General features: G+C 47.2%; 24 protein-coding genes. All 24 read left to right on the top strand.

Translation table 11 applies throughout. The annotated features are described in order from the left end of the window. Positions 1–17 precede the first annotated feature (17 nt). The 24 genes from nadB (at position 18) to MKX59_RS00020 (ending at position 25157) form a co-directional block, all read left to right on the top strand. The gene (gene nadB / locus MKX59_RS00135; protein ID WP_076265354.1) at positions 18–1631 is read left to right on the top strand and encodes an L-aspartate oxidase; all 1614 of its coding nucleotides are present in this window, start codon (positions 18–20) and stop codon (positions 1629–1631) included. Then, on the top strand, positions 1621–2511 hold the full coding sequence (nadC, locus tag MKX59_RS00130) for a carboxylating nicotinate-nucleotide diphosphorylase (RefSeq protein ID WP_075153518.1): 891 nt from the start codon (positions 1621–1623) through the stop codon (positions 2509–2511). Before nadB ends, nadC begins: the two co-directional genes overlap by 11 nt. A gap of 6 nt (positions 2512–2517) precedes the next feature. Further along, positions 2518–3285, top strand: coding sequence for a type III pantothenate kinase (locus MKX59_RS00125; protein WP_023986451.1), 768 nt, complete (start codon positions 2518–2520; stop codon positions 3283–3285). Between the two features lie 219 nt (positions 3286–3504). Beyond that, positions 3505–4389, top strand: coding sequence for an Hsp33 family molecular chaperone HslO (hslO, locus tag MKX59_RS00120; protein ID WP_076265355.1), 885 nt, complete (start codon positions 3505–3507; stop codon positions 4387–4389). 20 nt (positions 4390–4409) lie between these two features. After that, positions 4410–5354 carry a peptidyl-prolyl cis-trans isomerase gene (locus tag MKX59_RS00115; protein WP_023986453.1) on the top strand — a complete coding sequence of 315 codons (945 nt, stop codon included), beginning with the start codon at positions 4410–4412 and terminating at the stop codon, positions 5352–5354. A 239-nt stretch (positions 5355–5593) separates the two neighbouring features. Further along, entirely contained in the window at positions 5594–6532 is a 939-nt protein-coding gene (gene cysK / locus MKX59_RS00110; RefSeq protein WP_028542507.1) for a cysteine synthase A, read from the top strand. A 126-nt stretch (positions 6533–6658) separates the two neighbouring features. Then, positions 6659–8281 carry an anthranilate synthase component I family protein gene (locus MKX59_RS00105; protein ID WP_340857256.1) on the top strand — a complete coding sequence of 541 codons (1623 nt, stop codon included), beginning with the start codon at positions 6659–6661 and terminating at the stop codon, positions 8279–8281. Positions 8282–8286: 5 nt separating this feature from the next. Beyond that, entirely contained in the window at positions 8287–8862 is a 576-nt protein-coding gene (gene pabA / locus MKX59_RS00100; RefSeq protein WP_013308153.1) for an aminodeoxychorismate/anthranilate synthase component II, read from the top strand. A gap of 3 nt (positions 8863–8865) precedes the next feature. Continuing rightward, entirely contained in the window at positions 8866–9762 is an 897-nt protein-coding gene (locus MKX59_RS00095) for an aminotransferase class IV (protein ID WP_023986455.1), read from the top strand. Continuing rightward, entirely contained in the window at positions 9759–10625 is an 867-nt protein-coding gene (gene folP, locus MKX59_RS00090; protein WP_023986456.1) for a dihydropteroate synthase, read from the top strand. The genes MKX59_RS00095 and folP overlap by 4 nt, the downstream gene beginning before the upstream one ends. 457 nt (positions 10626–11082) lie before the next feature. Then, complete coding sequence (folB, locus tag MKX59_RS00085; RefSeq protein WP_023986457.1) at positions 11083–11445, top strand: dihydroneopterin aldolase; 363 nt, start codon at positions 11083–11085, stop codon at positions 11443–11445. Positions 11446–11454: 9 nt separating this feature from the next. After that, a complete protein-coding gene (gene folK, locus MKX59_RS00080; RefSeq protein WP_023986458.1) occupies positions 11455–12003 on the top strand; it encodes a 2-amino-4-hydroxy-6-hydroxymethyldihydropteridine diphosphokinase in 549 nt (182 codons plus the stop codon). Next, positions 11955–12155 (top strand): helix-turn-helix domain-containing protein, encoded by a 201-nt coding sequence (locus MKX59_RS00075; protein WP_175405216.1) that lies wholly within the window; start codon positions 11955–11957, stop codon positions 12153–12155. The genes folK and MKX59_RS00075 overlap by 49 nt, the downstream gene beginning before the upstream one ends. Positions 12156–12200: 45 nt before the next feature. After that, on the top strand, positions 12201–13229 hold the full coding sequence (gene dusB, locus MKX59_RS00070) for a tRNA dihydrouridine synthase DusB (protein ID WP_023986459.1): 1029 nt from the start codon (positions 12201–12203) through the stop codon (positions 13227–13229). 214 nt (positions 13230–13443) lie between these two features. After that, positions 13444–13920 carry a transcription elongation factor GreA gene (gene greA, locus MKX59_RS00065; protein WP_013308160.1) on the top strand — a complete coding sequence of 159 codons (477 nt, stop codon included), beginning with the start codon at positions 13444–13446 and terminating at the stop codon, positions 13918–13920. A gap of 110 nt (positions 13921–14030) precedes the next feature. Then, complete coding sequence (gene lysS, locus MKX59_RS00060) at positions 14031–15551, top strand: lysine--tRNA ligase (RefSeq protein WP_023986460.1); 1521 nt, start codon at positions 14031–14033, stop codon at positions 15549–15551. Positions 15552–15641: 90 nt separating this feature from the next. Next, entirely contained in the window at positions 15642–16979 is a 1338-nt protein-coding gene (locus tag MKX59_RS00055; protein WP_023986461.1) for a TrkH family potassium uptake protein, read from the top strand. Between the two features lie 293 nt (positions 16980–17272). Beyond that, a complete protein-coding gene (locus tag MKX59_RS00050; RefSeq protein WP_023986462.1) occupies positions 17273–17806 on the top strand; it encodes a hypothetical protein in 534 nt (177 codons plus the stop codon). A 465-nt stretch (positions 17807–18271) separates the two neighbouring features. Beyond that, complete coding sequence (fabI, locus tag MKX59_RS00045; protein WP_013308164.1) at positions 18272–19042, top strand: enoyl-ACP reductase FabI; 771 nt, start codon at positions 18272–18274, stop codon at positions 19040–19042. 12 nt (positions 19043–19054) lie between these two features. Next, the gene (locus tag MKX59_RS00040) at positions 19055–20515 is read left to right on the top strand and encodes a class I adenylate-forming enzyme family protein (RefSeq protein ID WP_340857243.1); all 1461 of its coding nucleotides are present in this window, start codon (positions 19055–19057) and stop codon (positions 20513–20515) included. Positions 20516–20559: 44 nt separating this feature from the next. Further along, positions 20560–21783 carry an aldehyde dehydrogenase family protein gene (locus tag MKX59_RS00035; protein WP_075153521.1) on the top strand — a complete coding sequence of 408 codons (1224 nt, stop codon included), beginning with the start codon at positions 20560–20562 and terminating at the stop codon, positions 21781–21783. Next, entirely contained in the window at positions 21780–23480 is a 1701-nt protein-coding gene (locus MKX59_RS00030; protein ID WP_071559527.1) for a thiamine pyrophosphate-binding protein, read from the top strand. The genes MKX59_RS00035 and MKX59_RS00030 overlap by 4 nt, the downstream gene beginning before the upstream one ends. A 23-nt stretch (positions 23481–23503) precedes the next feature. Continuing rightward, the gene (gene fabF, locus MKX59_RS00025; protein ID WP_068938691.1) at positions 23504–24745 is read left to right on the top strand and encodes a beta-ketoacyl-ACP synthase II; all 1242 of its coding nucleotides are present in this window, start codon (positions 23504–23506) and stop codon (positions 24743–24745) included. A 4-nt stretch (positions 24746–24749) separates the two neighbouring features. Continuing rightward, a complete protein-coding gene (locus tag MKX59_RS00020; RefSeq protein WP_071559525.1) occupies positions 24750–25157 on the top strand; it encodes a 3-hydroxyacyl-ACP dehydratase FabZ family protein in 408 nt (135 codons plus the stop codon). The last annotated feature ends 4 nt before the right edge of the window (positions 25158–25161 follow it).

Here is a 25161-nt window from a genome sequence, read left to right as displayed (position 1 = left end):
TGAAATCAGGTGAAGGCATGATTCCAAGGTATCTAGTTGATTTTGATGTAGCGGAATTGACCCGATTGGAGGCCGACGTGTTAATAATCGGCTCGGGCATTGCGGGCTTATATACGGCGATTAAGGCTGCGGAGAATCGGAAAGTGTTGCTGATTACCAAGAAGACTTTGATGGAAAGCAACACGCGTTATGCTCAAGGCGGCATCGCTGCTGTCACATCGGACGAGGATACACCAGCTTATCATATGGAAGATACCCTGATTGCTGGTGCAGGTCTGTGTGAATCTGAGGCGGTCAGTACGCTTGTCCATGAAGGTCCAGTTGGCATTCAGGAGTTAATACGTTTGGGAACGGCTTTTGATCGTGTGGATGGTGAACTAGCGTTGACACGGGAAGGAGCGCATAGTCATCGGCGTATTTTGCATGCAAATGGAGATGCTACGGGTTATGAAATTGTTCGTGCGTTGTCAAAGCAGGTTGCTGCCCATCCCGGTATCGAAGTATGGGAAGAGTGCATGGTAATTGATCTGCTGACGGAGCATGGTGAGTGTATTGGGGCCCTCGTCCAAAAGCCAGGTGGGGAAAGGTCGTATATAACCGCTAATGCAACGATTTTGTGCTCAGGAGGTAGCGGGCAATTATACCGTTATACGACCAATCCGGATATTGCAACCGGGGATGGTATCGCTATGGCATATCGTGCTGGGGCGATTGTACGGGATATGGAATTCATACAGTTTCATCCTACGGCGTTGTGCCATCCGGGCGCTCCAAGGTTTCTAATTTCCGAAGCCGTACGGGGAGAAGGAGCCGTGTTACGCAATATTCACGGAGAACGCTTCATGGACAAGTATGATTCCCGGCAGGAGCTTGCACCCAGAGACATCGTAGCTCGTGCTATCATTCATGAGATGGAGCGCACCCAAGTTGCGTTTGTATACCTGGATATTACACACGAGCCGCCAGAGCGGGTGATGCAACGTTTTCCAACAATTTATCGGACATGTCTCTCATTTGGTTTGGATATGACGACAGACTGGATCCCCATTGCGCCTGCTGCCCATTATATGATGGGTGGTGTCCAGACCAATTTACACGGGGAAAGCTCCATTGCGCGTTTGTTCGCCTGCGGGGAGACCTCTTCTACAGGAGTTCACGGAGCTAATCGTCTGGCGAGCAATTCGTTATCTGAAGCTATTGTATTTGCCAGCAGGATTATTGAGCGACTGCATTCATTGCCACCGCTGGTCGGCCATACATTGATATCTTATAGCGATAACCGTACAGAGTTCCCGGCTTCATCCGTCACGGAGCAGCGGCATAAGCTGCAAGAAGCAATGGTTCGTTATGCTGGAGTTCGTCGGCACGGCGAGGGGCTGCAAGCAGCATTAGACGAGCTGCAAGGGCAAATGCCTATTTTTGAGGCTGTGATCGCTAGCCAGGAAGAGATCGAATTTGCCAATTTGCTCACCTGTGCTTTATTAGTAACAGATGGTGCGCTGCTGCGTGAGGAGAGCCGGGGAGCGCATTATCGCGAGGATTTTCCTGAGACAGATGATAGCGTCTGGCGAAAGCATGTTCAGCAGAGACGTGAGCAAGGGATAACGGAGGAGTACGTTCATGACATCTAACAGCGAGCTTTATGGAGAGTTTAGTGGATATCAGGAAGAACTGACAGCACAAATTCGCAGCTGGCTGCGAGAAGATACGGGCTCTGGCGATGTGACCACGCGCTGGACGATTGAGCAGGGCCACCAATCCAAGGCTGTCATTCATGCCAAGGAGAGCGGCGTGGTTGCCGGTTTACCCGTGGCTGCCCTTGTATTTCAGGTAGTGGACCCTTCCTTGTCGTTCACTCCGCTGGTGACGGACGGACAGTGGATTGAAAAGGGAAGCGTTTTGGCGGAAGTGAATGGAAGTACTCATGCAATTCTGACCGGAGAACGACTGGCGTTAAATTTGCTCCAACGGATGTCTGGCATTGCCACGCGGACTCGGGCTTTTATAGATCAATTGCATGGTTTGTCCACTCGCTTGGTGGATACACGTAAAACAACACCGGGACATCGGTTGCTGGAGAAGTATGCTGTGCGTGTAGGCGGTGGCTCGAATCATCGCTTTGGCCTGTACGATGCTGTTATGATTAAGGATAATCATATTAAGGGTGCAGGTGGGATTGAACAGGCTGTAAGTCGAGCGCGCGCTAATATACCGCATACGATGACGATTGAAGTAGAGACGGAAAACATGAAACAAGTTCAGGAAGCCCTGGAAGCTGGGGCGGATATCATTATGCTGGATAACATGTCTGCCCCAGATATGAAGGAAGCCGTTCGGTTCATTCGGGAACGGGCACCACATGTCAAAACAGAAGCCTCGGGCAATGTATCGCTGGATACAGTGCGTGAGATGGCTGAGAGTGGCGTAGATGTGATCTCTGTAGGCAGGCTGACATACTCTTTTCATAACCTGGATATCAGCCTTGACCTTAACGCAAAGAAAGATAGGTGACACCCATTGATTCTTGTAGTGGATGTAGGTAATACCAATATTGTTCTGGGGATATACGAAGGGCGGGAGCTGTTACACCATTACCGGATCAGTACCTCCAGACAGGCAACCGCAGATGAATACGGCGTACTCATACATAATCTTTTTAGTATGGGTGGCGTATTAAAGGATGACATCCAGGGAGTTATTATTTCCTCTGTCGTTCCGCCGTTGGTCCGTGTATTAGAAGAAATGTGCGATAAATACATAGGCAAAACGCCGTTAATCGTCGGACCGGGAATCAAGACTGGTCTTAACCTGCGTTATGAGAATCCGCGTGAAGTAGGTGCGGATCGGATCGTGAACGCTGTTGCGGCTGTAGAACGGTTCGGCGGGCCGCTGGTTGTGGTGGATTTTGGGACAGCGACGACGTTTGATTGTATTGACGATAAGGGAAACTACTTGGGCGGTGTCATTGTGCCGGGTATCGGGATTTCGACGGAGGCACTGTATCAACGGGCTTCCAAGCTACCCCGCATCGAGTTGGAGAAACCCAAAAAGGTTATTGGTCGTAATACGGTTCATGCCATGCAAGCTGGGATTATCTTCGGTTATGCTGGGCAAGTGGATGGCATTGTGCGGCGCATTAAGGAAGAAATGCAGGCGGAGCCTACAGTTATTGCTACCGGAGGTCTTGCAGAGCTAATCGCATCAGAGGCGGAGAGCATTCAGAAAGTGTTGCCGATGTTGACGCTCGAAGGATTGCGCATCATTTACCAACGTAACGCCGAATAAAAAAGTGGGTATAAGCTGCCGCTGAGTCCAACCGAATGATTTTATCGGTTTGGATTAGCGGCGTTTTTCGTCTATACTGAAATATGTTACGTTTTTGAACAATTCGCGTGATCTGTAGATGCAGGTTGTTTATATAGTAGGAAATTATGCTTCAATGATAAGCAATACTAACGAAAATAAGCAGCATAGCTGTCCTGGTGAATAGGGGAGGATATCAATATGGAAAATAAGCAGGATCGACTTATTCGTGGCACAGCCATGAATGGGAGGGTTAGAGCTTTTGCTGTTCGGACAACTCAATTGGTAGAGGAATTGCGGAGAAGACACGATACGTATCCAACGGCTACCGCTGCTTTGGGGCGAACCCTCACAGCAGGTGCTATTATGGGTTCTATGCTAAAAGGAAAAGAGCGATTGACCATTCAAGTTAGAGGTGATGGACCGATTGGGCAAATCGTCGTTGATGCCAATGCTGTAGGGGAAGTGCGAGGTTATGTTACTGAACCGCATGTGCATTTGCCGAGCAATAGTATGGGCAAACTGGATGTAGCGGGTGCCGTAGGTACAGAGGGGTTCATTCATATCATCAAGGATTTGGGGTTAAAAGAACCGTATCGCGGCAGTACTCCGATTATTTCCGGTGAACTGGGTGAGGATTTTACCTATTATTTTGCCAAATCGGAACAGACCCCGTCAGCGGTGGGCTTGGGTGTGCTGGTAGATACGGATAACACGGTTATTGTGGCCGGTGGATTTATTATTCAGTTGCTTCCAGGCTTGAATGATGATGAGATTACTGCGATCGAAAATGCAGTCAGCTCCATTCCACCCGTTACTGCTTTGCTGGATCAAGGGTTGGAACTTGATGAAATGCTGCGCTGGATGCTGCCGGACGTTCGGATTCTCGATGAATTGGATATCCATTTTCAATGTGAGTGTTCACGTGAGCGCGTGGAAAAAACATTGATCAGTTTGGGAGAAAGCGAATTAGAGCAGCTAATTGAGGAAGAAGGACAGGCTGAGGTCGTATGTCACTTTTGTAATGAGGCTTATCAGTTTAATAAGGATGAATTGCAAAATCTGTTAGATCAAGCCAAATCCTAACCGGATGGGCGGTGCAAGCGATGACTACACGGGAAAAAGGATTATGGACAGCTGTCATTATTCTGACCGTTAGCGTCGCCGCCTTGGGTGGTCTTATCATGCTTCGGGGGCTGTCAAAGCCGGGTGATGTAAGCAAGGATGACGGCGATCATACTGTGGCGGAGATGGGTCAGGAAGGCATATCGGAGGAACAGTGGGTAGCGGAACTGAAAAAGCGATATGGAACCAATACGCTGTTGCAAATGTTGAATCGTAAAGCCGTGCAGGCTGAAACCAAGCGTCTCGGTATCAAGATCACCCAAGAGGATTTACAGCAGGTGCTGGAGCAGGATAGTAAAGGGTATGACTCAGATCATGCCTACTTTGATGAAATGCAGCGACAGTTTGGCTTAGATCCGGTTGACTTGCGGAATGAAGCGGAATACCGGATTGGTTTGGAGAAAATAGCCACGCAGGGTATTCAAGTTCAGGAAGCTGAGATTGACGAGTATTGGGAACAGCACCCTGAGGAATTTGCCGTCGGTAAGCAGATCCAATTGGCAGCTCTTTATGTGGATAATGCGGAGGAAGCAGAAGCGTTGCTAGATCGGGTCAAGCAGGGGGAGAGCTTCGATGTGCTGATTCAAGAGTATTCAGGTAAGCCTTTTGGCAAGGATAGCAGCGGGCATTTGGGATGGGTGGATGAATATGATCCATTGCAACCGGAGGCGATCATGAAGGCGGCGAGAGAGCTAAGCTCCGGGGATGTTGCAGGTCCGATCTCTGTTAACGATGGCTATGCTGTCATTTATGTACAGGATGTCCGGTTGAAGAATTCTCCGGATAAGCAGCAGATCCGGCAGCAAATTCGCCGATCTCTTGCGCTTGCACAGGCCGCTCCTTTGGAAGAGGTCGAGAAGAGTCTACGTGATAAATATGGAGCGCGTATTTTATCTGGAAAAGATGCATCCTCCGCTGCTCTGTAACGTAGTGAAAGAATATTGGTTTGAAGGAAGCACGATGCTGATAACGCGGGTTGACAGCATCGCGGCTTACTCACTCGTATTGACATTGGAATTGAAGATTGTTATGATTAGCGTATAAAACCCACTATTTTTATCGGAAATTAAATGAACGGTACAGAATTAAAGTGATTGACTAAGATTGATCTACAATATGATTTCGCAATTTTTAATACATCATCTACAGTCAGGGAGGAATTATCATGGCTAAAGTTGTTAATAACATCACCGAACTTATCGGGGAAACTCCCCTCGTTCGGCTCAACCGGATCGTACCGGAAGATAGCGCCGAAATTTATTTGAAACTGGAATATCAGAACCCAGGCTCCAGTGTAAAAGATCGTATTGCGATTAGCATGGTAGAAGAAGCTGAACGTGAAGGTTTGCTTAAGCCAGGCGGTACGATTATTGAAGCAACTAGCGGTAATACAGGAATCGGCTTGGCTATGGTTGCTGCTGCGAAGGGCTATAAGGCAGTGATCGTTATGCCAGAAACGATGAGCATAGAGCGTCGTAATTTGTTGCGTGCTTATGGAGCCGAACTTGTGCTAACACCAGGATCAGAAGGCATGAACGGGTCCGTTAAGAAAATGGAAGAATTGCTGAGTGAAAATCCGGAATATTTTGCTGCTGAGCAGTTCAAGAACAAAGCTAATATCAAAATTCACCGTGAAACGACCGGTCCTGAGATTGTGGAAGCCATTCGTTCCATTGGCGGAACTCTGGACGCTTTTATAGCTGGAATAGGTACTGGCGGAACCATTTCTGGTGCCGGAGAAGTGCTTAAGAAAGAATTCCCTGATATTAAAGTTGTGGCTGTAGAGCCTGCCTCTTCCCCACTGTTAGCAGGCGGTAAGCCAGGACCCCACAAAATTCAAGGACTTGGTGCCAACTTTATTCCTGAAATTTTAAACCGCGATATCTATGATGAAATTATTCATGTAGAAAACGATGAAGCTTTCGAGGTAGCACGTAGAGTGGCCAAGGAAGAGGGCATTTTGTCCGGTATTTCATCTGGCGCGGCTGTTCATGCGGCTTTGAAACTTGCTAAGCAATTGGGCAAGGGTAAACGGATCGTTGTCATTGTTCCAAGTAATGGAGAACGTTACCTGAGCACACCACTATACAATTTCGAGCTGTAATTATGTCGTAATTGTGTATACTATACGTAAGGATTCCCTCATTTCCCTGTTGCAGGGGGGTGGGGGTTTCTTTTTAAGGAGAGAATATAGACTTATTGAAAAGTAGGGAAGGGGAAGCACACACGGATGAAATCGACAGCTAGAGTGACGGAGACGCAGTGGCAGGTTTGGCAGGAGGAAGGCTGGAGCATACTTCCCTATATTGCTGAGTACCCATTACCCGTGGGGGGGCTACCGTCATCGTGGCGGAAGGCTTGGGAGGATTCGTCTCCATATGCCTTTTTGCTGGAGAGCGCTAAAGGTGGGAGGTACACCTATCTGGCCTTAAATCCGGTTGCTATATTGGAGGGCAAGGGAGAACATGCAGTTTGGACTGATTTGCAAAGCGGGAAACATGGAGAAATGCATGGTCAACCTTTGAAAGTCATGAGCAACTGGATCGCTCCTTACCGTGCGCCGCGTGTACCTGGCATGCCTTTTTTCTCTGGAGGATTTGCGGGTTATCTTGGCTACGATGTAGCTCGCTCGTTGGAGCGTTTGCCATCTCAAGCTGCAGACGATACAGACATACCTGATTATGTATGGATGAGGGTGGATGAGCTATGGATTTATGATCACGAAAAATCCTCCATATATTGTGCTGTTCATATGCCCGCTCCTGCGCATTCCGATAAAGTCAGCAGTGATACCGATTTGACCAGTCACGTTATGCTGGATGGGCCAAATCCTATACTTTGCGAGCATTACGCGGAAGCTGCCCAACGTGCAGAACGTATGCTGACTCAGTGGAATAACATCATAAATGCAGGAGAGATTGATTCTGCGTACCCTCGTCGTTGTGCTAGGCTCGCCGAAGAAGGGTTAGAGGCTGCTCATTTTGAATCTGAAGGCTGGACAGCGGCATTCAACCAACAAGATTTTGAACAAGCCGTGAAACGTGTGCAGGAATACATTGCCCAAGGGGATGTATTCCAGGTTAACTTATCGATTCGTCAGCAACGTGCGCTTACAGCCCTCCCTGAAAATATATATGAATGGCTTCGTCTGCTGAATCCTTCCCCTTATATGGGTATGCTGCGTATGCCAGATTTACGGATCGTTAGTGGCTCGCCGGAATTGTTGGTGAAGCTGGAGGATGGACGTGTGAGCGCCCGACCAATTGCAGGTACGAGAAGAAGAGGGCTAACACCGGATGAAGATGCCGCTATGGCAGCAGAGCTTCTATCAAGCGAAAAAGAACGCGCCGAGCATATTATGCTCGTCGATCTGGAGCGTAACGATATCGGACGGATTGCCGAATACGGATCGGTGCATGTGCCTGAACTGCTGACGGTCGAATACTATTCGCACGTTATGCACCTGGTTTCTCAGGTTGAAGGAAAATTAGCCTCGGGTCGTACAGCTATAGATGTAATTGCTGCTACCTTTCCAGGCGGAACCATTACCGGGGCACCCAAGGTGCGCACCATGGAAATTATTGAAGAATTAGAGCCCGTTCGTCGGGGGCCTTATACAGGGTCCCTTGGATGGATTGACTATAACGGCAATATGGAATTAAATATTATAATAAGAACACTAGCTGTTAAAGGCAGCACTGCCTATTTACAGACAGGTGCGGGGATCGTCATTGATTCAGACCCGTACAGGGAATATCGGGAATGTCGGAACAAGGCTAGAGCTGTCATGAAGGCGGTACAATGTGGTGAAGAAGAAGCCGCTTTGAGCAGAAGCGGTATCACAGGAGGGTGAGTCGTATGATTTTGGTGATTGATAATTATGATTCGTTTACGTACAATCTTGTTCAATATTTAGGTGAACTTGGCGAAGAAGTAACCGTAAAACGGAACGATGAGATTGATGTGAAAGGCATAGAAGAGCTGGCACCAGAGCATATTTTGATCTCGCCGGGTCCATGCACGCCGAATGAGGCAGGGATATCACTGGATGTGATCAGCCATTTTAAAGGTCGCATTCCGATTTTTGGCGTTTGCCTCGGCCACCAGGCCATCGGACAGGCTTTTGGCGGTAAGGTTATCCGGGCTGAACGACTCATGCACGGTAAAACATCACCGATTCTTCATCACAATACGTCAGTATTTGAAGGCTTGCCTTCTCCGTTCACAGCAACCCGGTATCACTCATTGCTGGTGGAGCGCGAGAGTCTGCCTGAGTGTCTAGAGATTACCGCGGAAACCGCAGAAGGTGAAATTATGGGTTTGCGGCATAAAGAATTTGCCGTAGAAGGAGTTCAGTTCCATCCAGAATCCATTATTACGGATTATGGGCATCAACTGTTACGCAATTTCCTAAAACGCAAGGTAGGCGTCTGATTCATGAAATATATCGGAGTCAACGGCGTCCTCACGGAAGCCGCAAAAGCCGTGATTCACGTAAGTGATCACGGCTTTTTATACGGAATGGGCTTGTTTGAAACATTCCGCACCTACAAGGGTGTCCCATTCTTGCTGGATCGGCATCTACATCGACTGCAGGAAGGTTGCCGAATGCTCGGCATTCCTTTTCAACCGGATGAGGAGCAACTTACGAGACACATCCAACATCTGATGGTGGCGAATGGACTGGATGAAGCCTATATCCGTTACACCGTATCAGCGGGCGAAGAGGTGCTAGGATTGCCGACAGGGGACTATACGCGTCCTAATCATATTCTGTTCGCTAAACCGTTGCCCTCTACCAATACACAAACCGGGCAATCCACTTCCCCATCGGCGCTTCAGTTGTTGCGAACTCCCAGAAATACTCCAGAGGGTGAGGTTCGCTTAAAGTCGCTCCATTATATGAATAATATTCTTGCAAAGCGGGAACTTCAGCAGTATGCCGAGGCTGTCCGTTATAAGGCTGAAGGAATGATGCTTACGGCGGATGGTTTTCTGGCAGAAGGAATGGTCAGCAATCTGTTCTTTGTGCGGAACAATACGTTGTATACCCCTGACTTGTCTACAGGGATTCTGCCAGGCATTACGCGTGAGTTCATTTTGGAGCTGGCGCATCTGCGAGACATTCCTTGTGAGCAAGGCCTGTACCGCTGGGACGAGCTGAAACAGGCTGATGAAATTTTTATGACCAACTCTATACAAGAAATACGGCCCGTGGATTTGTTGTTGGAGCCGGGAGGAGCAACGAACCATTTATCGGTTCCCTTGACACAGCCCAGGTCCATAACAGCTTTGCTGTTGCACGATTATAGACAGAAAGCAGGGATCAAGTGAACATACCGACCCTTTATCAACGTAGTTACCGAATGGGGGATGCCGAGCTTACGCTCGGACATTCCACACAGATCATGGGTATACTGAATGTGACCCCGGATTCATTTTCCGATGGAGGATTACATTATAGTCCCGAGATTGCTGTTTTACATGCATTGAAGCTGGTGGAAGATGGAGCGGATATCATTGACATTGGTGGGGAGTCTACTCGCCCGGGTCATGATCCAGTAGGTGTGGAAGAGGAGCTGGCTCGGGTCATTCCGGTCGTTCAGGCTATCCATCGTATCGCACCGCACATTCCGTTATCTGTAGATACTTACAAAGCCGAGGTAGCCAGGCAGGCACTTGAGGCTGGCGCACATATCATTAATGATGTGTGGGGGTTTAAGGCAGACCCCGATATGGCACGTGTAGCTTCGGAATTCGATTGCCCGGTCATTTTGATGCATAATCGTCATGACCGTAACTATAGTGATTTGGTTTCTGATATGCTGTCCGATTTAAAAGAAAGTATCCGATTAGCGCTGGATGCGGGGGTACGTGAGGAACAGATCATTTTAGACCCAGGTATCGGTTTTGCCAAGGATTACGATGAAAATATTCATGCCATGACTTCTCTCGATACATTGAGTCAGCTGGGCTTTCCGCTGTTATTGGCTACGTCGCGCAAAAGGTTTATTCGTACAGCACTGGATTTGCCTGTGAATGATGTGGTGGAGGGCACGGCGGCTACCGTTGCCTTTGGCATTGCTCAAGGGTGCCAGATTGTGCGTGTACACGATGTGGCGCAAATCAAGCGCACCGTACGTATGTGTGATGCGATGGTGTACGGGTCTAAAAATGCACTGAGTTATGGTGGTTAGAAGACGCTTCATGAATGATTTGATCCTGCGATCGCTGTTGCAACGGGATTCTTTTGAATTGGTAAACATATGACTGTTAGAATCCCGTTGCAAAGGCGAGCGCTTCGCTTCTCCGGATTCAAATCCTTCATTCCGCTACAACGCGCCATAAAGTCACTGTATTTTTAGGGAGTTATTTATTGTGTAAGGTGAACAGAAGAATAGATCAAGTAGAACGAGAACGGAGTAGGCGGAATGGTGCTGTACAAGCAAAGCGGTCGCTTTAAAAGCTTTCCGTAGGAAAGCTCGCTTCGGAAGCATCACTTCCCCGAATTTCTACCTTTATTATAGGTTTTATTCAAGAAATCTGGGGCAGTGGCGATGGGGAGCACCATCCGACTGCGCAGTGGCACGATACGAAACTTTTAAGTTGAGCTTATTGAGAAAATCTAATAAAAAACAGGGGGGGATACCCACGATGGATAAAATGGTTTTGCATCGTATGGAGTATTACGGATATCATGGCGTTTTTCCAGAGGAGCGCAAGCTGGGACAACGTTTCTATATTGATTTGGAACTGGAGCTTGATCTGCGTGAAGCGGGTGAGCAGGATGCCTTGGACAAAACGGTTAATTACGCCGAGGTGCATTACACCGTTAAAGATATTGTAGAAAAGGAATCTTACCAATTGATTGAAGCTTTGGGCGAACGTATTGCATCTTCCCTACTGGACACTTATACTAGTGTCAATGCACTGACTGTCAAAGTCACAAAGCCGCATCCGCCGTTTGATATTCATTTTCAAGGCGTGACGGTTGAGCTTTATCGCGCAAGAAAGTAGGAACGATACATGAATGCACATTCGACCTCTGAGGCATCAGAGGCTTATATTGCTTTAGGGGCTAATTTGGGGGAGCGCGAGCATACCCTGTATGAAGCCATTACGGCGCTGGACGAACATCCGGGTATACGGGTGCTTCGGTGCTCCAGCCTGTACGAAACAGAGCCTGTTGGGTATCTGGATCAACCTTCTTTTTTGAACATGACGGTAGCCGTATCTACAACACTTGCTCCAGAGGAGCTTCTGGTATATATGCTGGAGGTGGAGAGTCGTCTGGGGAGAGTAAGACACATTCCTAATGGGCCACGAACCATTGATCTGGATTTGTTATGGATGGAAGCGGCGCAACTGGCTACACCGGATTTGGAGCTTCCTCACCCTCGTATGTTGGAGCGTGCTTTTGTGCTGGTTCCTTTGGCTGATATCGTTCCGAACCAAGATCCGTCCGGTCTGTACAGTATCGTGCATACTGCATTGAATTCTGTGGATGGAAAGGACGGCATACAGCTTTGGAAAACATGCAGCTGGCGCAACGACTCCGCGCCTTTCGGAAGCTAAAAGGGTTCACACAGCAGGAGTTGGCAGAACGTACTGGTATATCTTTGACTGTATTAGGTGCTGTGGAGCGAGGCAATCGTAGAGTAGACCCAGACATGCTGAACATCATCGCCCAAACGCTAGAAATTGAAGTCCGGGAACTGACGGAATGACGATAAGTATACGATATAAAAGAAGGAATAAAGGGGTGAACAGATATGTTGAAAATCGGCGATATTGAAATGAAAAACCAAGTCGTCTTGGCACCCATGGCAGGCGTGTGCAATCCTGCTTTTCGCTTGATCGCCAAGGAGTTCGGTACAGGCTTGGTATGTGCAGAGATGGTTAGTGATAAGGCCATCATTCACGGCAACAAGCGTACACGTGAGATGCTGTTTGTAGATGAGCGCGAGAAGCCGCTTAGCTTGCAAATTTTTGGAGGCGACCGCGAATCTTTGGTGGAAGCAGCGAAGGTGGTAGATCAGGAAACGAATGCAGATATTATTGATATCAATATGGGCTGCCCGGTTCCCAAAGTGACCAAATGTGATGCAGGTGCTCGTTGGCTGCTCGATCCAAACAAGATTTATGAAATGGTATCGGCGGTAGTGGAATCGGTAAGCAAGCCGGTTACCGTGAAAATGCGTATTGGTTGGGATAGCGAGCATATTTATGCCGTAGAGAACGCTCGCGCTGTTGAACGTGCCGGAGGTCAGGCCGTTAGCGTACATGGCCGTACACGGGAGCAACTGTATACGGGACATGCGAATTGGGATATTATAAAAGAAGTTAAAGAAGCAGTTTCCATTCCTGTAATTGGAAACGGTGATGTGGCATCACCGGAAGATGCCCGCCGCATGCTGGATCTGACCAATTGTGATGGCGTTATGATCGGACGCGGTGCGCTGGGGAATCCGTGGATGCTCTACCGTACGATTGAGTACTTGCAATCAGGTGAGCTGTTGCCCGATCCTTCACCGGAAGAAAAAATCCGCATTGCCATTCTGCATATGGATCGTCTGGTTGCATTGAAGGGTGAAGCGGTAGCTGTCCGTGAAATGCGCAAGCATCTGGCTTGGTACCTCAAGGGGTTTAAAGGTTCTGCACGTATTAAGGATGTCATTATGGAAGAAACAAAGCGCGACGATATGGTACGTATTTTGGATCAATTTGTATCTCAATTGCACATGGTAGAAAACGATGAGCCTTCTACAAGTGCTGCTTCTCCTGCTGCTGTTGCGCAATAAGGAAGCTGTTCCGGCCTGCGCACGCGATTGACTTTTCCAATTGCTTGCCCTATAATCGTTCAGTATAAAATCTTGATGTATGCTACAAATTGTGTGCAGCTCTCAAGACAACAGCAGGAAATGTTCTCATTCCCTCAGAGTGGCATATTATGTTTTGAAAGCGTGCATTCCGATGCACTTTTAAACTTTTCCCATGACAGGAGAATCGGTTAAGATGAGCGATAAAGAAGTCATTCTGACACAGGAAGGTCTTAGAAAGCTCGAAGATGAGCTTGAGAACTTAAAGTCTGTCAAACGCCGCGAAGTGGCTGAACGGATTAAGGTAGCCATCGGATACGGAGATATTAGTGAAAACTCCGAATATGAGGATGCGAAGAATGAGCAGGCCTTTATTGAAGGCCGTGTAATTACGTTGGAAAAGATGCTACGCAATGCCCGCATTATCAATAGTGATGAAATTGACACCGATGTTGTGGGAGTAGGTGCAACTGTGACCGTTGAAGATTTGGAATTCGGAGATATTACAGAGTATGCTATCGTAGGTTCCGCCGAATCCGACCCGCTACAGAATAAGATTTCGAATGAAAGTCCGGTTGGCAAGGCAATTCTCGGTAAGAAAAAGGGAACTGTTGTGGATGTCACCGTTCCAGCAGGCGTTATTCAATATAAAATCGTGGATATCAAGAAATAAGACACGGACTTTGGAATTTAATGTAAAAGCTTCCTTGTGGAAGCTTTTTTTCTCTACACCCGGACGGACCCCGGCCCGTCTATTCATATTGAAGGAGCTGATTTAGCACCATGTCGGATGAAACTACTAACCAGGAAACACAAGAAAATCGCGAGGAATTAAGTGAACTATTACAAATTCGTCGTGCCAAATTGGACGAGCTTCGCGCATTGGGCATTGATCCTTTTGGACGCAAATACATACGCACGGCTGAAGCGGGCGTACTACTGAGCAAGTATGACAGTTTGACTAAGGAAGAACTGGAAGAAAAGAATATTGAAGTTAGCATAGCAGGCCGTATTATGGCTAAACGTGTGATGGGAAAAGCCAGCTTTGCTCATATACAGGATCTTAGCGGACGTATTCAAATTTATGTTCGTCAAGACACGGTACCTGAATCCAAATATAAAGCATTTGGTATTTTGGATCTGGGTGATATTGTTGGTGTTAAGGGTGTGCTCTTCAAGACCAAAACGGGCGAAACGACAATCAAAGTGCTGGATATTGAGGTCTTGTCCAAATCCTTGTATCCATTACCAGAGAAATATCATGGCCTGAAGGATGTTGAATTGCGTTACCGTCAGCGGTATGTCGATTTGGTTATGAACCCTGAAGTACAAAAAACGTTCATTACACGGTCCCGTATTATTCAATCCATGCGTCGTTATCTCGATTCGCTCGGCTATTTGGAAGTTGAAACCCCAACATTACATTCCATTGCTGGCGGGGCGGCGGCGAAGCCATTTGTTACGCACCATAATGCATTGGACATGCAGCTTTATATGCGTATTGCTATTGAACTCCATTTGAAACGACTAATTGTCGGCGGAATGGAGAAAGTATATGAGATCGGTCGTGTTTACCGTAATGAAGGTATTTCGACCCGCCATAACCCTGAGTTTACGATGATTGAGCTGTATGAAGCGTATGCTGATTATAAAGATATCATGCAATTGACGGAAAACATGGTTGCACATATTGCGCAGGAAGTACTGGGCACACAACACATTCAATATCAAGGCCAGGAAGTGGATCTGACGCCGCAATGGCGCAGAGTCTCCATGGTTGATGCTGTTAAAGAAGTAACAGGTGTAGACTTTAGCGTGCAGATGAGTAATGAAGAAGCTCATCGCCTTGCGAAAGAGCATAAAGTTTCGGTTGAACCGCATATGACATTTGGCCATATCCTGAATGCATTCTTTGAGCAGTTCGTAGAGGAAACGCTTATTCAACCGACCTTTATTACTGGACATCCGGTTGAAATTTCGCCGTTGGCCAAGAAAAACGAACAAGATCCGCGGTTTACGGATCGCTTCGAGCTGTTCGTGGTTGCTCGTGAGCATGCGAATGCGTTCACTGAGCTGAATGATCCAATCGACCAGCGCCAACGTTTTGAAGCACAATTGCTGGAACGTGAGCACGGTAACGACGAGGCGCATGAAATGGATGATGACTTTATCCGCGCCTTGGAATACGGGATGCCACCAACAGGTGGACTGGGCATCGGCATCGATCGTTTGGTTATGTTGCTGACAGATGCGCCTTCCATTCGCGATGTGCTGCTTTTCCCGCATATGCGTAACCAACAGTAGAATAACATAACATTATGAATATAGAGGATCAGCCGGGCTTCCCGTGTCTTGTTCCTCTTTTTCATAAGAACGGATGGAGAGAATACTCTAATGAAACGCAGCGTCAAGCTTAGTCGGTTCGCATCGCCTCCTTTTATATTGGTCATCGGATATTTATTGATTATTGCATTGGGTACTTTGCTACTGATGCTTCCTGTTGCCAATCATAGTGGTCATGCTCCGCATTGGATTGATTCGCTTTTTACGTCCGTCTCAGCCGCTTGTGTCACAGGACTGGTCGTTGTTGACGTCGATTCAACGTATACGATGTTTGGCGAAACCGTCATTCTGGTGCTGATGCAGCTAGGCGGGCTGGGGTTTATGACCTTAGCGACCTTGTTTGCGCTGTTGTTGGGGCGGCGATTATCGTTAAAGGATCGGTTGCTGCTTAAGGAGGCTATTAATGCCGATAGCATGGAAGGGATCGTACGTATTATTCGCAAGGTGCTGATCTTTTCCTTTACCATTGAGGCGATAGCTGCCGTCGTCTTAGCTTTGCGGTGGATGCGAGAGATGCCTGTCGGACAAGCGATATATTATGGAATATTCCATTCCGTATCCCTCTTTAATAACGGGGGATTCGATCTGTTCGGGACTAGCTTCCAACAGTACGCTGGAGATTTTGTTTTCAATATGATTGCATCTGTGCTCGTTATATCAGGAGGCTTGGGTTTCCTTGTACTTAGCGATCTGTTCGATTTTCGCCGTACCCGGAGACTGTCTCTACACTCCAAAATGGTGCTTAGCGTGTCGGGAGTGCTCATTGTGGTTGGTGCGCTGGTTTTATTTGTTTTTGAGTTTACCAATGCACGAACCTTGGGTGCGCTGAACTGGGAAGGCAAAGTATATGGAGCTGTCTTTCAATCGGTCTCCACGAGATCATCAGGTACGAGCACAGTCGATATCAGCGGGTTAAGGCAGGCAAGTCAGTTTTTTATTATGTTGCTGATGATTATCGGTGCTTCTCCGGGCTCCACGGGAGGAGGAATTAAAACGACTACGTTTCTGCTTATGGTAGGTGCGCTAATCGCCGTCATGCGAGGACAGAAGGAAATTGTGTTTTTCCGTCATAGGGTCCCCAAAGATATCATGATGCGGGCGCTGACCATTATTGTACTGGCCCTATTTATATTCTCGATTGTGGTTATACTGCTCTTAATGACAGAGGATGCGCCATTTCTCTCCCTTGCATTTGAGGCTGCTTCCGCAATTGGAACGGTAGGGTTGTCTGTAGGAGTGACGCCAGGATTGTCTGACGCAGGCAAGCTGATTATTTGTGTGACTATGTTTATTGGTCGGATTGGTCCTCTTACGATTGCCTATGCCATTCGTCCACGCTCGACCAAGACATTGTACCGTCGTCCAGAAGGTCATATTGTAATTGGATAGTGTATCTGTAAAAAAAGATGTACCCGTGCTGATTAGCATAGGTACATCTTTTTTCATTTCAGATCATCATAATTCTTTATGGGTAGCATATCATGTAAAATGCCCATTTTGAGAACAAGACGAAATGGGCTGAACAGATACTGATTTTCGCAGAAAAAACGGCTATTTGTTTCCTTTTATGTAATTATAGACAAAATACTAGGAATATTATGTATAATATTGTATGATAGTGGGCATGAAAGGGGGATAGTTGAGGTGAATACCAATTTCTAATTTGAAAGGAATCATCTATTATGTATTTATTTATTATTAGTGCTGAAGTTTTATTTTGGGTTTTTGTTGTTGCAGGCTTGATCGCAAGGTATATGTTTGGCTTGAAGAAATTAGGCGGTCTTCTTTTACTATTTACCCCCATTATTGATATCCTGCTACTGATTGCGGTGTTCATCACGGTGAAAAGTGGCATGGAGATTACGACTGCTACTGGCTTGGCGGCCTGTTATTTTGGTATTACAGTAGCATTTGGTCATAGGTTAATTAAGTGGGCGGATGTACGGTTCTCCCATTGGTTTGGTAAGGGACCCAAGCCTGAACGCAAGTATGGTGCTGCTCATGCAAAAGAGGAACGGATAGGTTGGTTGCTTCACCTTTTGGGTTGGGCTATAGGTAATGCTTTGTTGCTTGCCATCATTATGTATGTTGATGATCCGCAGCGTACGGTGTCTTTGGAGGGCATTATGCAAACATGGGCGATCGTTCTGGCAATCGACTTTGTTGTCTCCTTTAGCTATACTTTAGCTCCCAAAAAACAAAAGCGTAGTCTATAGAGGTTAAGGCTTTACACTTAGATTAGATAAAATCTGGCTGGTCACTCAGGATGTTCAAATCGGAAGACTCATTGTTGGTGAAAATGAAGTGGTTACTTCCGGTAGTGGGGTGAGTCCGTCGTCGGAATGTAAATATTTACAAAAATATGAGGATTTTATGTTTAACTCGCTTTGACAGTCACCTTATTTTTGCCTCGCTACCTTTTTTCACACATGTATCCCTTTCGATTTGAACACAGACCAACGGAAGCAACACAACTATTTTTTGTGAGATGACAGACAGCATACAAGATGTGTTCCACCAATTTTAAAATAAATTTTGTGATTTGCCTAAAACGTCGCCTATCCAAGTTTGGCAATTAACGCGATAATATTCCAGGAAAGATTACATATGTCTATAAATGTAGACATACGCAGTTAAGTTGTTATTTTGTTTAAAAATGTAAAAAAAGAAAGGTGGTTTCTGTGGCAGTACTACTGAGCGGTAAGAACATTTTGATTATGGGCGTGGCTAATAACAGGAGTATTGCCTGGGGGACAGCTCAATCTTTAGCTGCTGAAGGAGCACAGCTCATTTTTACTTACGAAAATGAGAGGGTTGCAGAGCGGGTACTAAAGCTCGTTGAAACCATTCCAGGAGCACTGGTCTGTCCTTGTAATGTTCAAAGCAATGAAGAGCTTGATGCATTGGCGGATTTTCTAAAAGAAAAAGTAGGCGTATTACATGGTTATTTTCACAGTGTCGCCTATGCTAAGGCTGAGGATTTGGATGGCTTGTTCGTTGACACTTCTCGTGAGGGATTCGCCGTTGCACAAGAAATCAGTGCCTATTCTCTGGCTGCTGTCTCCCGTCGAGTATACCCACTGATGACAGAGGGTGGAAGTATCGTCACCATGACGTATATTGGCGCAGAACGAGCGATCAAAAATTACAACGTTATGGGTGTGGCGAAGGCTTCACTGGAAGCCAGCATGCGCTATCTGTCGAATGATCTGGGCACATATGGCATTCGCGTAAATGCGATTTCCGCTGGTCCGATACGGACCTTGGCTGCCTATGGCATTAAAGATTTTAACACAATGCTCAAACATATTGAAGAAACTACGCCCCTACGCAAGACGGTTGATACGTCGGAAGTCGGAGATACGGCGTTATTCCTATTTTCCCATTTATCGAGAGGCATTACGGGTGAAGTTATCCATGTAGATGCTGGATACCATATTACGGGGATGTAAGGAGGGAACGTTGTGCTTATTACGCATACGGATTGCCGTATTATCTCACCTGAAGGAGTTATGACTAGGGAGCGTCTGGAGCGAGACGTTACGATCTTCTCCCGGATGTTGACGCTCAGAGGAATTCCCGAAGACGGTAGAGTGATTCTGAAAGCGGCCAATTCCTATTGGTTTGTTGTGTCTCTGTTCTCCCTGTGCAATATTGCTGTTTCGGTGACTGTGGTGGACGAGCAGACTGTGCTCGATGAGGTGGCTCAAATCTATGATGAAGCGGGTGCCTGTTGCATCCTTACGGATTCCGATTTAGAACTTCCTCATGCTCTCATTATTCTGATTCAAGATCTGATTCAAGAAGAAGCAGTACACCCGGATTGGGTGGGAGAGCCAAAGCTTGAAGCCCTCGACTTTAACAAGTGGTGCGAGAGGACAGATGCGCTCATTCTGTATTCTTCAGGTACGACGGGAAAACCCAAGGGAATCGTGAAAGCTGGTTCAGCTTTTATGGAGAATATCAGGCATTCCATACACGCCATGAACTACCTACCGTCTGACCATATGCTCCCCGTTGTGCCGTTCTCTCATTTTTATGGAATCTCACTTATCTTCTCCTGGTGGTTAACCTCATGTTCTCTCATCATCTGCAATCCAAAAAACCTCTGGAGCGTCATTGCAAGTATTACGAAAGACCGGGCGACGGTCGTAGACGCTAACCCCTCTGCTTTTTACACCTTGTTGCGTATGCTAAACCGAAAACCCGAACAACTGGAAATGGTCAAGGAAGCTCCGGTGCGCATGTGGTGCGTAGGCGGTTCCCCACTTACCCAAGACCTTGAAGAGAAATTTAACAACATATTTGGACAGCCCCTCCTGAATGGTTACGGCCTTTCTGAACTGGGCAACGTTACACTGGGGACGCTAGAATGTCCGAAGGGTTGTGGTCTACCATTACCTGGTGTGGAGCTGAAAATACTAGATTCTACAGGCAACCAGCAGGCGGACGGTATCGTAGGCGAAGTGTGGATACATAGTGCTGGACGCATGGAAGGTTACTTGAATCGTCCAGACTTAACGCAATCGGTTCTACAGGACGGCTGGTTCAAGACGGGGGATCTGGGCTATCTGGATGACGGAATGCTGTATGTCATTGGTCGCAGCGGTAAGACGGTCAACCGGATGGGCTATATGGTATCTCCTGTCTATATTGAGGATCGGATTGGTTCGCTAGGTTACCGATCCTGCGTGATCACCTTGGAGGATGAGGCTAAAGGGACATTGCTTGTTGCATTCATCGAAGGCGAATCCTCGCAAGCCTTGTCTGTACTCCGTAAAGAAATAAATCGTGTACTTCCTTCATACATGTTTCCCGATCTTTTGCTTCCGCTCGACCACTTTCCTTTAAATCGCAATGGAAAAGTGGATCGTCTGGAGATGGAGCGTATTGCCCTGGAGAAAGTTGCTTCTCGCAAAGTATAGCAAAATATTTACCAAAACCGCATATAGGAAAGGGAGAATGTGCCATGAGTATAAATCCAGAATTGGCAGAAAACACACTGTTTTTGGAAAGGCATGAATCTATTCTGAAGTGCCTCAATTATTTGATTGAAAATCGGCAGGAAGTGATGGATATTCTCACGCAATTTTCATCCTATCGGGCCGCCAATGCAGAAATTGACTCCACGATCCTCACACTTCAAGGTGCTCTGCAAGAAGTGCAGACCTATCAGCCAAGCTGGCAACGATCTATGGCTGTATTCATGCCTTCCAACGTCATTTTGTACTCCTATGCATTATACCTCTTGATTCCGTCCCTGTACGTTGAAAATATAGACTTTCGCCCTTCTTCTCACGTAAACGAGTACGTCAACATGCTGCATGAAAAGCTTCAGGCTGTACACGGATTACCCATCTATATTCGTAAGGTCAGTCAAAGGGTTTTTATGGAAAATTCGGTTATGCCAGCTGATATTGTGGTGTTCACCGGGAGCTATGTCAATGCGGAGAAGATCAAAAAACAAATCCGAAAAGACCAACTCTACATCTTCTATGGACAAGGGATCAATCCTTTCGTCATCGGACCCGATGCTGATCTGGAACTGGCGGTTACCGATGTAATCCGAATGAGACTGTTCAACTCAGGACAGGACTGCCTGGGACCCGACATCATTCTGGTACATCAAGATGTGACAGAGAGCTTCAAAAACCTGCTGATTATGCGGCTTGACCAACTTGTGTTTGGAGCCAACGATGATCCGAACGCAAACTATTCCCCTATTTTCTATAAAGATGCGCTGAACTCGGTTTCTGAATATTTTAATACGAACGATAAGTTTATTATTTACGGCGGTGGCATTGATTTCCGTACGAAAAAGATGGAGCCAACGGTTGTATATAGCGAGCTAGATCAGGATTTGGAGATTATTGAGTATTTTTCACCGGTCTTCAACGTGGTTAGCTACCGAGACGACGAGCAGCTGATCAAGCGTATTTCCTCCAGTTATTTCAGTGAACGAGCAATGGGTTGCAGCTTATACGGGTCTAGTCACCTGGCGGACGTTCTGCGAAAGAAGCACACGCTGACCATTAATCAGACGCTTGAGGATGTGGATCAAGGCAATAAGCCTTTTGGTGGCTATGGCACGATGTCGAACTATATTTTTTACGATTTCAAGCTCATTTCGAAGCCGATCTTGATTTCAGAAATTGTCGCAGAATATTTGTCGGAAAAGAGGAGTTTGGTATGACTGCGAGTTTATTCCCTTGGGATGCCATCATTGGCTACTTAAAATCGGCTGGGGTTCAGCATCTCTTTGGATTACCAAGTGATGATCTCAAAATCGTATCGTCACTCCCCTCATCCGGTATGGATTTTATTCTGTGCAAAGATCAACGTAATGCTGTGTTCATGGCAGCAGGTTATGCGCTCACCACCAACCAGATGTCCGTATGCGTTGTGGGGAAAGGCCCTGCGCTCAGTAATACACTTACAGGGCTACTGGAGGCCAAGAACCTGGGCGCTCCGCTCCTGCTTTTGGCGCTTGGCACTGGCGGAGACAAGCTGGGTACCCGATCCTTTCAGGAAGCCGATCAAATCTCACTCGTGAAGCCGCTCGTAAAATGGGCTTATCGTGTCGAGCATGTGGATCGGCTTGTATGGGCGATGGAGCGGGCTGCCTTTTTGGCTATCAATGGAGCACCGGGTCCTGTCTATATCGAACTCCCTGAAAACCTGATGGACCAGCCTGTGCCAACAGGGCTTCAGTTTACCCCACCAGAAAAGCTGTCGTGCTCTCCGTCTCGTCGGGAGTTGGATGCATCGTGGGGAATTATTGAGAACGCCCGCAGACCACTCATTCTAGTCGGAGGCGGAATGAAGTCAGGTACAGGTGATGTGATTGAGCGGTTCGCTAACCAACATGGAGCGGCCTTGTTCGCAACCGCCTCGGGACGGGGTGTAGTTGATGAAGACCACGAACTCTTCTGTGGTGTTGCGGGACTCTATACAGATCTCAGTCTAAGACAAATCTGGAAGGAATCTGATGTGGTGATCACACTGGGCAGTCGATTGGAAGAAACGGCTACTTTCGAGTGGGATATTTTGCTACAGGATACACCTTTGATTCAGGTCAATGTAAATCTGGAGGATTTTGCACACGAATACAAGGGTATCAAGGTGCTCGGTGATGGATATGCAGCGGTGGAGCAGTGGCTTGAACGACGTGGGCAGGAGCCTGATGGAGTGTGGCTTGAAACGATTGGGAGTTGTAAACAGGAGGCTTTTTCTCACAGGGCTATTTATCTGGAAGAGCTGAAAAAGACCCCTGGAATCCACGTTCCTGAGCTGTTGGACATGATTCAGACGGAGTTCCCTGAAAATCTAGTGCTTCTTCAAGAGAATGGATTGCAGGATATGTGGTCCTATTTTTATCCATATTTTCGCTTTGCCCACGGTTCTCTTTCGATTGTTCCTAGTGATCAAACGAGTCTTGGATTCGGTGCGGCGGCTGCTCTGGGAGCAAGCGTGGCGACACAACGTCCAGTAGTGGCACTTGTAGGTGACGGTGCGTTCAATCTCTTCTGTTCGGATTTTATGACGGCGGTGGAGTATCAAATACCGTTAATCTATATCGTACTAAATAATGGTGGCTATGGTTGGTTGCAGAATCAGATGAATTATAAACAACTCACAGGGCAGTCCCTCCCGTTTGTTTCTGAGGCGGCCAAGACAGGAATTCAAATTCCTCAGTATGAGTTTGTGGAAAGCCTTGCAATTCGGAGTAAGGGAGAGGCACGGGAACAGCTTCAGCTTGCTTGGCAAAAGTATCAGGAGAACAAGCTTGTGGTCGTCGAGGTATATGCTGATCTTGCGGATGTGCATGAAAAAATCAGTCATGTGTATGGCGACTTTCCTCTCTACGAGCAACAGGCTTCCAAGAATTAATTTCAACGAAGGACGTGGATACAGTGAGAAGACGTGTTGTAGTGACTGGACAGGGAGTCGTAACGCCGGTCGGGCTTAATCTTACGGATTTCTGGAATTCACTGTTGGAAGGAAAAAGCGGAATCGGACCTGTCACTGCTTTCGATACAGCGGACATTCCGACAAAGATCGGTGCACAGGTTACGGGCTTTGACCCATTGCAATATATGAGCAAGAAGGAAGCTAATAAAGTCGCACAGTTCACTCAGTTTGCTTTGGCGGCTGCCCGGCAGGCAGTGGAGCAATCAAAATTAGTGATTGATGAGCGGAATGCAAGTCGCGTGGGGGTTATTGTCGGTTCTGGAGCAGGCGGCCTCGACGTTATAGAGGAGAACTATGGGAAATTAACAAAGCTTGGTCCCAAAAGAGTTTCTCCTTATTTTGTTTCCTCGATGATGATTAATTCAGCACCTGGTGAAATCTCCATTGCTATTGGAGCCAAGGGGCCTTCTTTTGCTGTGGTTACGGCTTGTGCCACAGGAAGTAATGCCATTGGTGAGGCATTACGTACGATCCAGTACGGCACGGCTGATGTCGTGGTTGCTGGTGGAGCAGAAGCCAATTTTAGTCAGCTTGATCTGGCATCTTTTGCGAATATCCATGCTCTCTCCAGACGTAATGAAGAGCCGCAGAAGGCTAGTCGTCCGTTTGATGTGGATCGTGATGGATTCGTCATCGGTGGAGGAGCAGGAGTTTTGGTGCTGGAGGAGTTGGAGTATGCTTTGAACCGCGGAGCCACCATTCTGGCCGAAGTTGTGGGTTACGGATGCACAACTGATGCGTATCATATCACGGCTCCAGATCCCTCTGGCTCCGGCCCGGCAGAAGCGATCAACATCGCACTGCAGGATGGCGGCTTGACACCGCAGGAAATCGACTATGTCAATGCCCACGGTACGAGTACGCCATTTAATGATCGTATGGAGATTAACGCTATTCAAAAAGTATTCGGGGAGCATGCCCCCCAATTGGCGATATCGTCTATTAAATCCATGACTGGCCATTTAATGGGCGGTGCAGGGGCAGTCGAATTAATTGCGACTGTGCAGAGTATGATTCACAGCAAAGTACCACCGACACTCAATTGCGACAATCCTGAAGCTCCTGAATTGAATTTTGTGCCGCATGTATATCAGGAACGCGAGGTCCGCGCGGCGATTAGCAATTCATTTGGTTTCGGAGGGCACAACGTCTGCCTTGCTGTTCGCAAGTGGGAAGGGGAATAAGCCTGTGAGCGAAGAGCTAATCCATATCCCGGATGTGCTTCCGCACCGGTACCCATTTCTTCTGTTGGATGGCGTGACCGGGTACGAAACGTCGCAATGGGCGAAGGGATACAAGCTTGTCACCTGGAGTGAGTGGTTCATTACTGACACTAACCCATACATGCCTCCTATGTTGATTGTGGAGTCGCTTGCACAATTAGCGGCATTCGCTGCGATTGATAAAAAAGGCATTTCATACCTGACTAACCTCAATGGAATTCGATTCCACAGCTTGGCCAAGCCTGGGGACCGAATTGATCTCTATTTTGAAGTGATCAAGCGTCGGCGGGGCTATATTCTTGGTAGCGGTCGGGCTTCCGTGGACGATCGATTGGTGGTTGAGGCGGAAGAAATTGTTTCACTGGATCAATGACGGG

The organism is Paenibacillus sp. FSL R7-0340 (assembly GCF_038002205.1).
In the GTDB taxonomy this organism is placed as follows: Bacteria; Bacillota; Bacilli; order Paenibacillales; family Paenibacillaceae; genus Paenibacillus; species Paenibacillus polymyxa_B.
Note: the sequence above shows the minus strand (reverse complement) of the source record. Positions and strands in the feature narration are given on the sequence as shown.

Excerpts from the sequence above, each read along its gene's own strand:
- nadB (WP_076265354.1), top strand. The coding sequence starts at position 18 with ATGATTCCAAGGTATCTAGTTGATTTTGATGTAGCGGAATTGACCCGA.
- nadC (WP_075153518.1), top strand. The coding sequence starts at position 1,621 with ATGACATCTAACAGCGAGCTTTATGGAGAGTTTAGTGGATATCAGGAA.
- hslO (WP_076265355.1), top strand. The coding sequence starts at position 3,505 with ATGGAAAATAAGCAGGATCGACTTATTCGTGGCACAGCCATGAATGGG.
- MKX59_RS00115 (WP_023986453.1), top strand. The coding sequence starts at position 4,410 with ATGACTACACGGGAAAAAGGATTATGGACAGCTGTCATTATTCTGACC.
- cysK (WP_028542507.1), top strand. The coding sequence starts at position 5,594 with ATGGCTAAAGTTGTTAATAACATCACCGAACTTATCGGGGAAACTCCC.
- MKX59_RS00105 (WP_340857256.1), top strand. The coding sequence starts at position 6,659 with ATGAAATCGACAGCTAGAGTGACGGAGACGCAGTGGCAGGTTTGGCAG.
- pabA (WP_013308153.1), top strand. The coding sequence starts at position 8,287 with ATGATTTTGGTGATTGATAATTATGATTCGTTTACGTACAATCTTGTT.
- MKX59_RS00095 (WP_023986455.1), top strand. The coding sequence starts at position 8,866 with ATGAAATATATCGGAGTCAACGGCGTCCTCACGGAAGCCGCAAAAGCC.
- folB (WP_023986457.1), top strand. The coding sequence starts at position 11,083 with ATGGATAAAATGGTTTTGCATCGTATGGAGTATTACGGATATCATGGC.
- folK (WP_023986458.1), top strand. The coding sequence starts at position 11,455 with ATGAATGCACATTCGACCTCTGAGGCATCAGAGGCTTATATTGCTTTA.
- dusB (WP_023986459.1), top strand. The coding sequence starts at position 12,201 with ATGTTGAAAATCGGCGATATTGAAATGAAAAACCAAGTCGTCTTGGCA.
- greA (WP_013308160.1), top strand. The coding sequence starts at position 13,444 with ATGAGCGATAAAGAAGTCATTCTGACACAGGAAGGTCTTAGAAAGCTC.
- lysS (WP_023986460.1), top strand. The coding sequence starts at position 14,031 with ATGTCGGATGAAACTACTAACCAGGAAACACAAGAAAATCGCGAGGAA.
- MKX59_RS00055 (WP_023986461.1), top strand. The coding sequence starts at position 15,642 with ATGAAACGCAGCGTCAAGCTTAGTCGGTTCGCATCGCCTCCTTTTATA.
- MKX59_RS00050 (WP_023986462.1), top strand. The coding sequence starts at position 17,273 with ATGTATTTATTTATTATTAGTGCTGAAGTTTTATTTTGGGTTTTTGTT.
- MKX59_RS00035 (WP_075153521.1), top strand. The coding sequence starts at position 20,560 with ATGAGTATAAATCCAGAATTGGCAGAAAACACACTGTTTTTGGAAAGG.
- MKX59_RS00030 (WP_071559527.1), top strand. The coding sequence starts at position 21,780 with ATGACTGCGAGTTTATTCCCTTGGGATGCCATCATTGGCTACTTAAAA.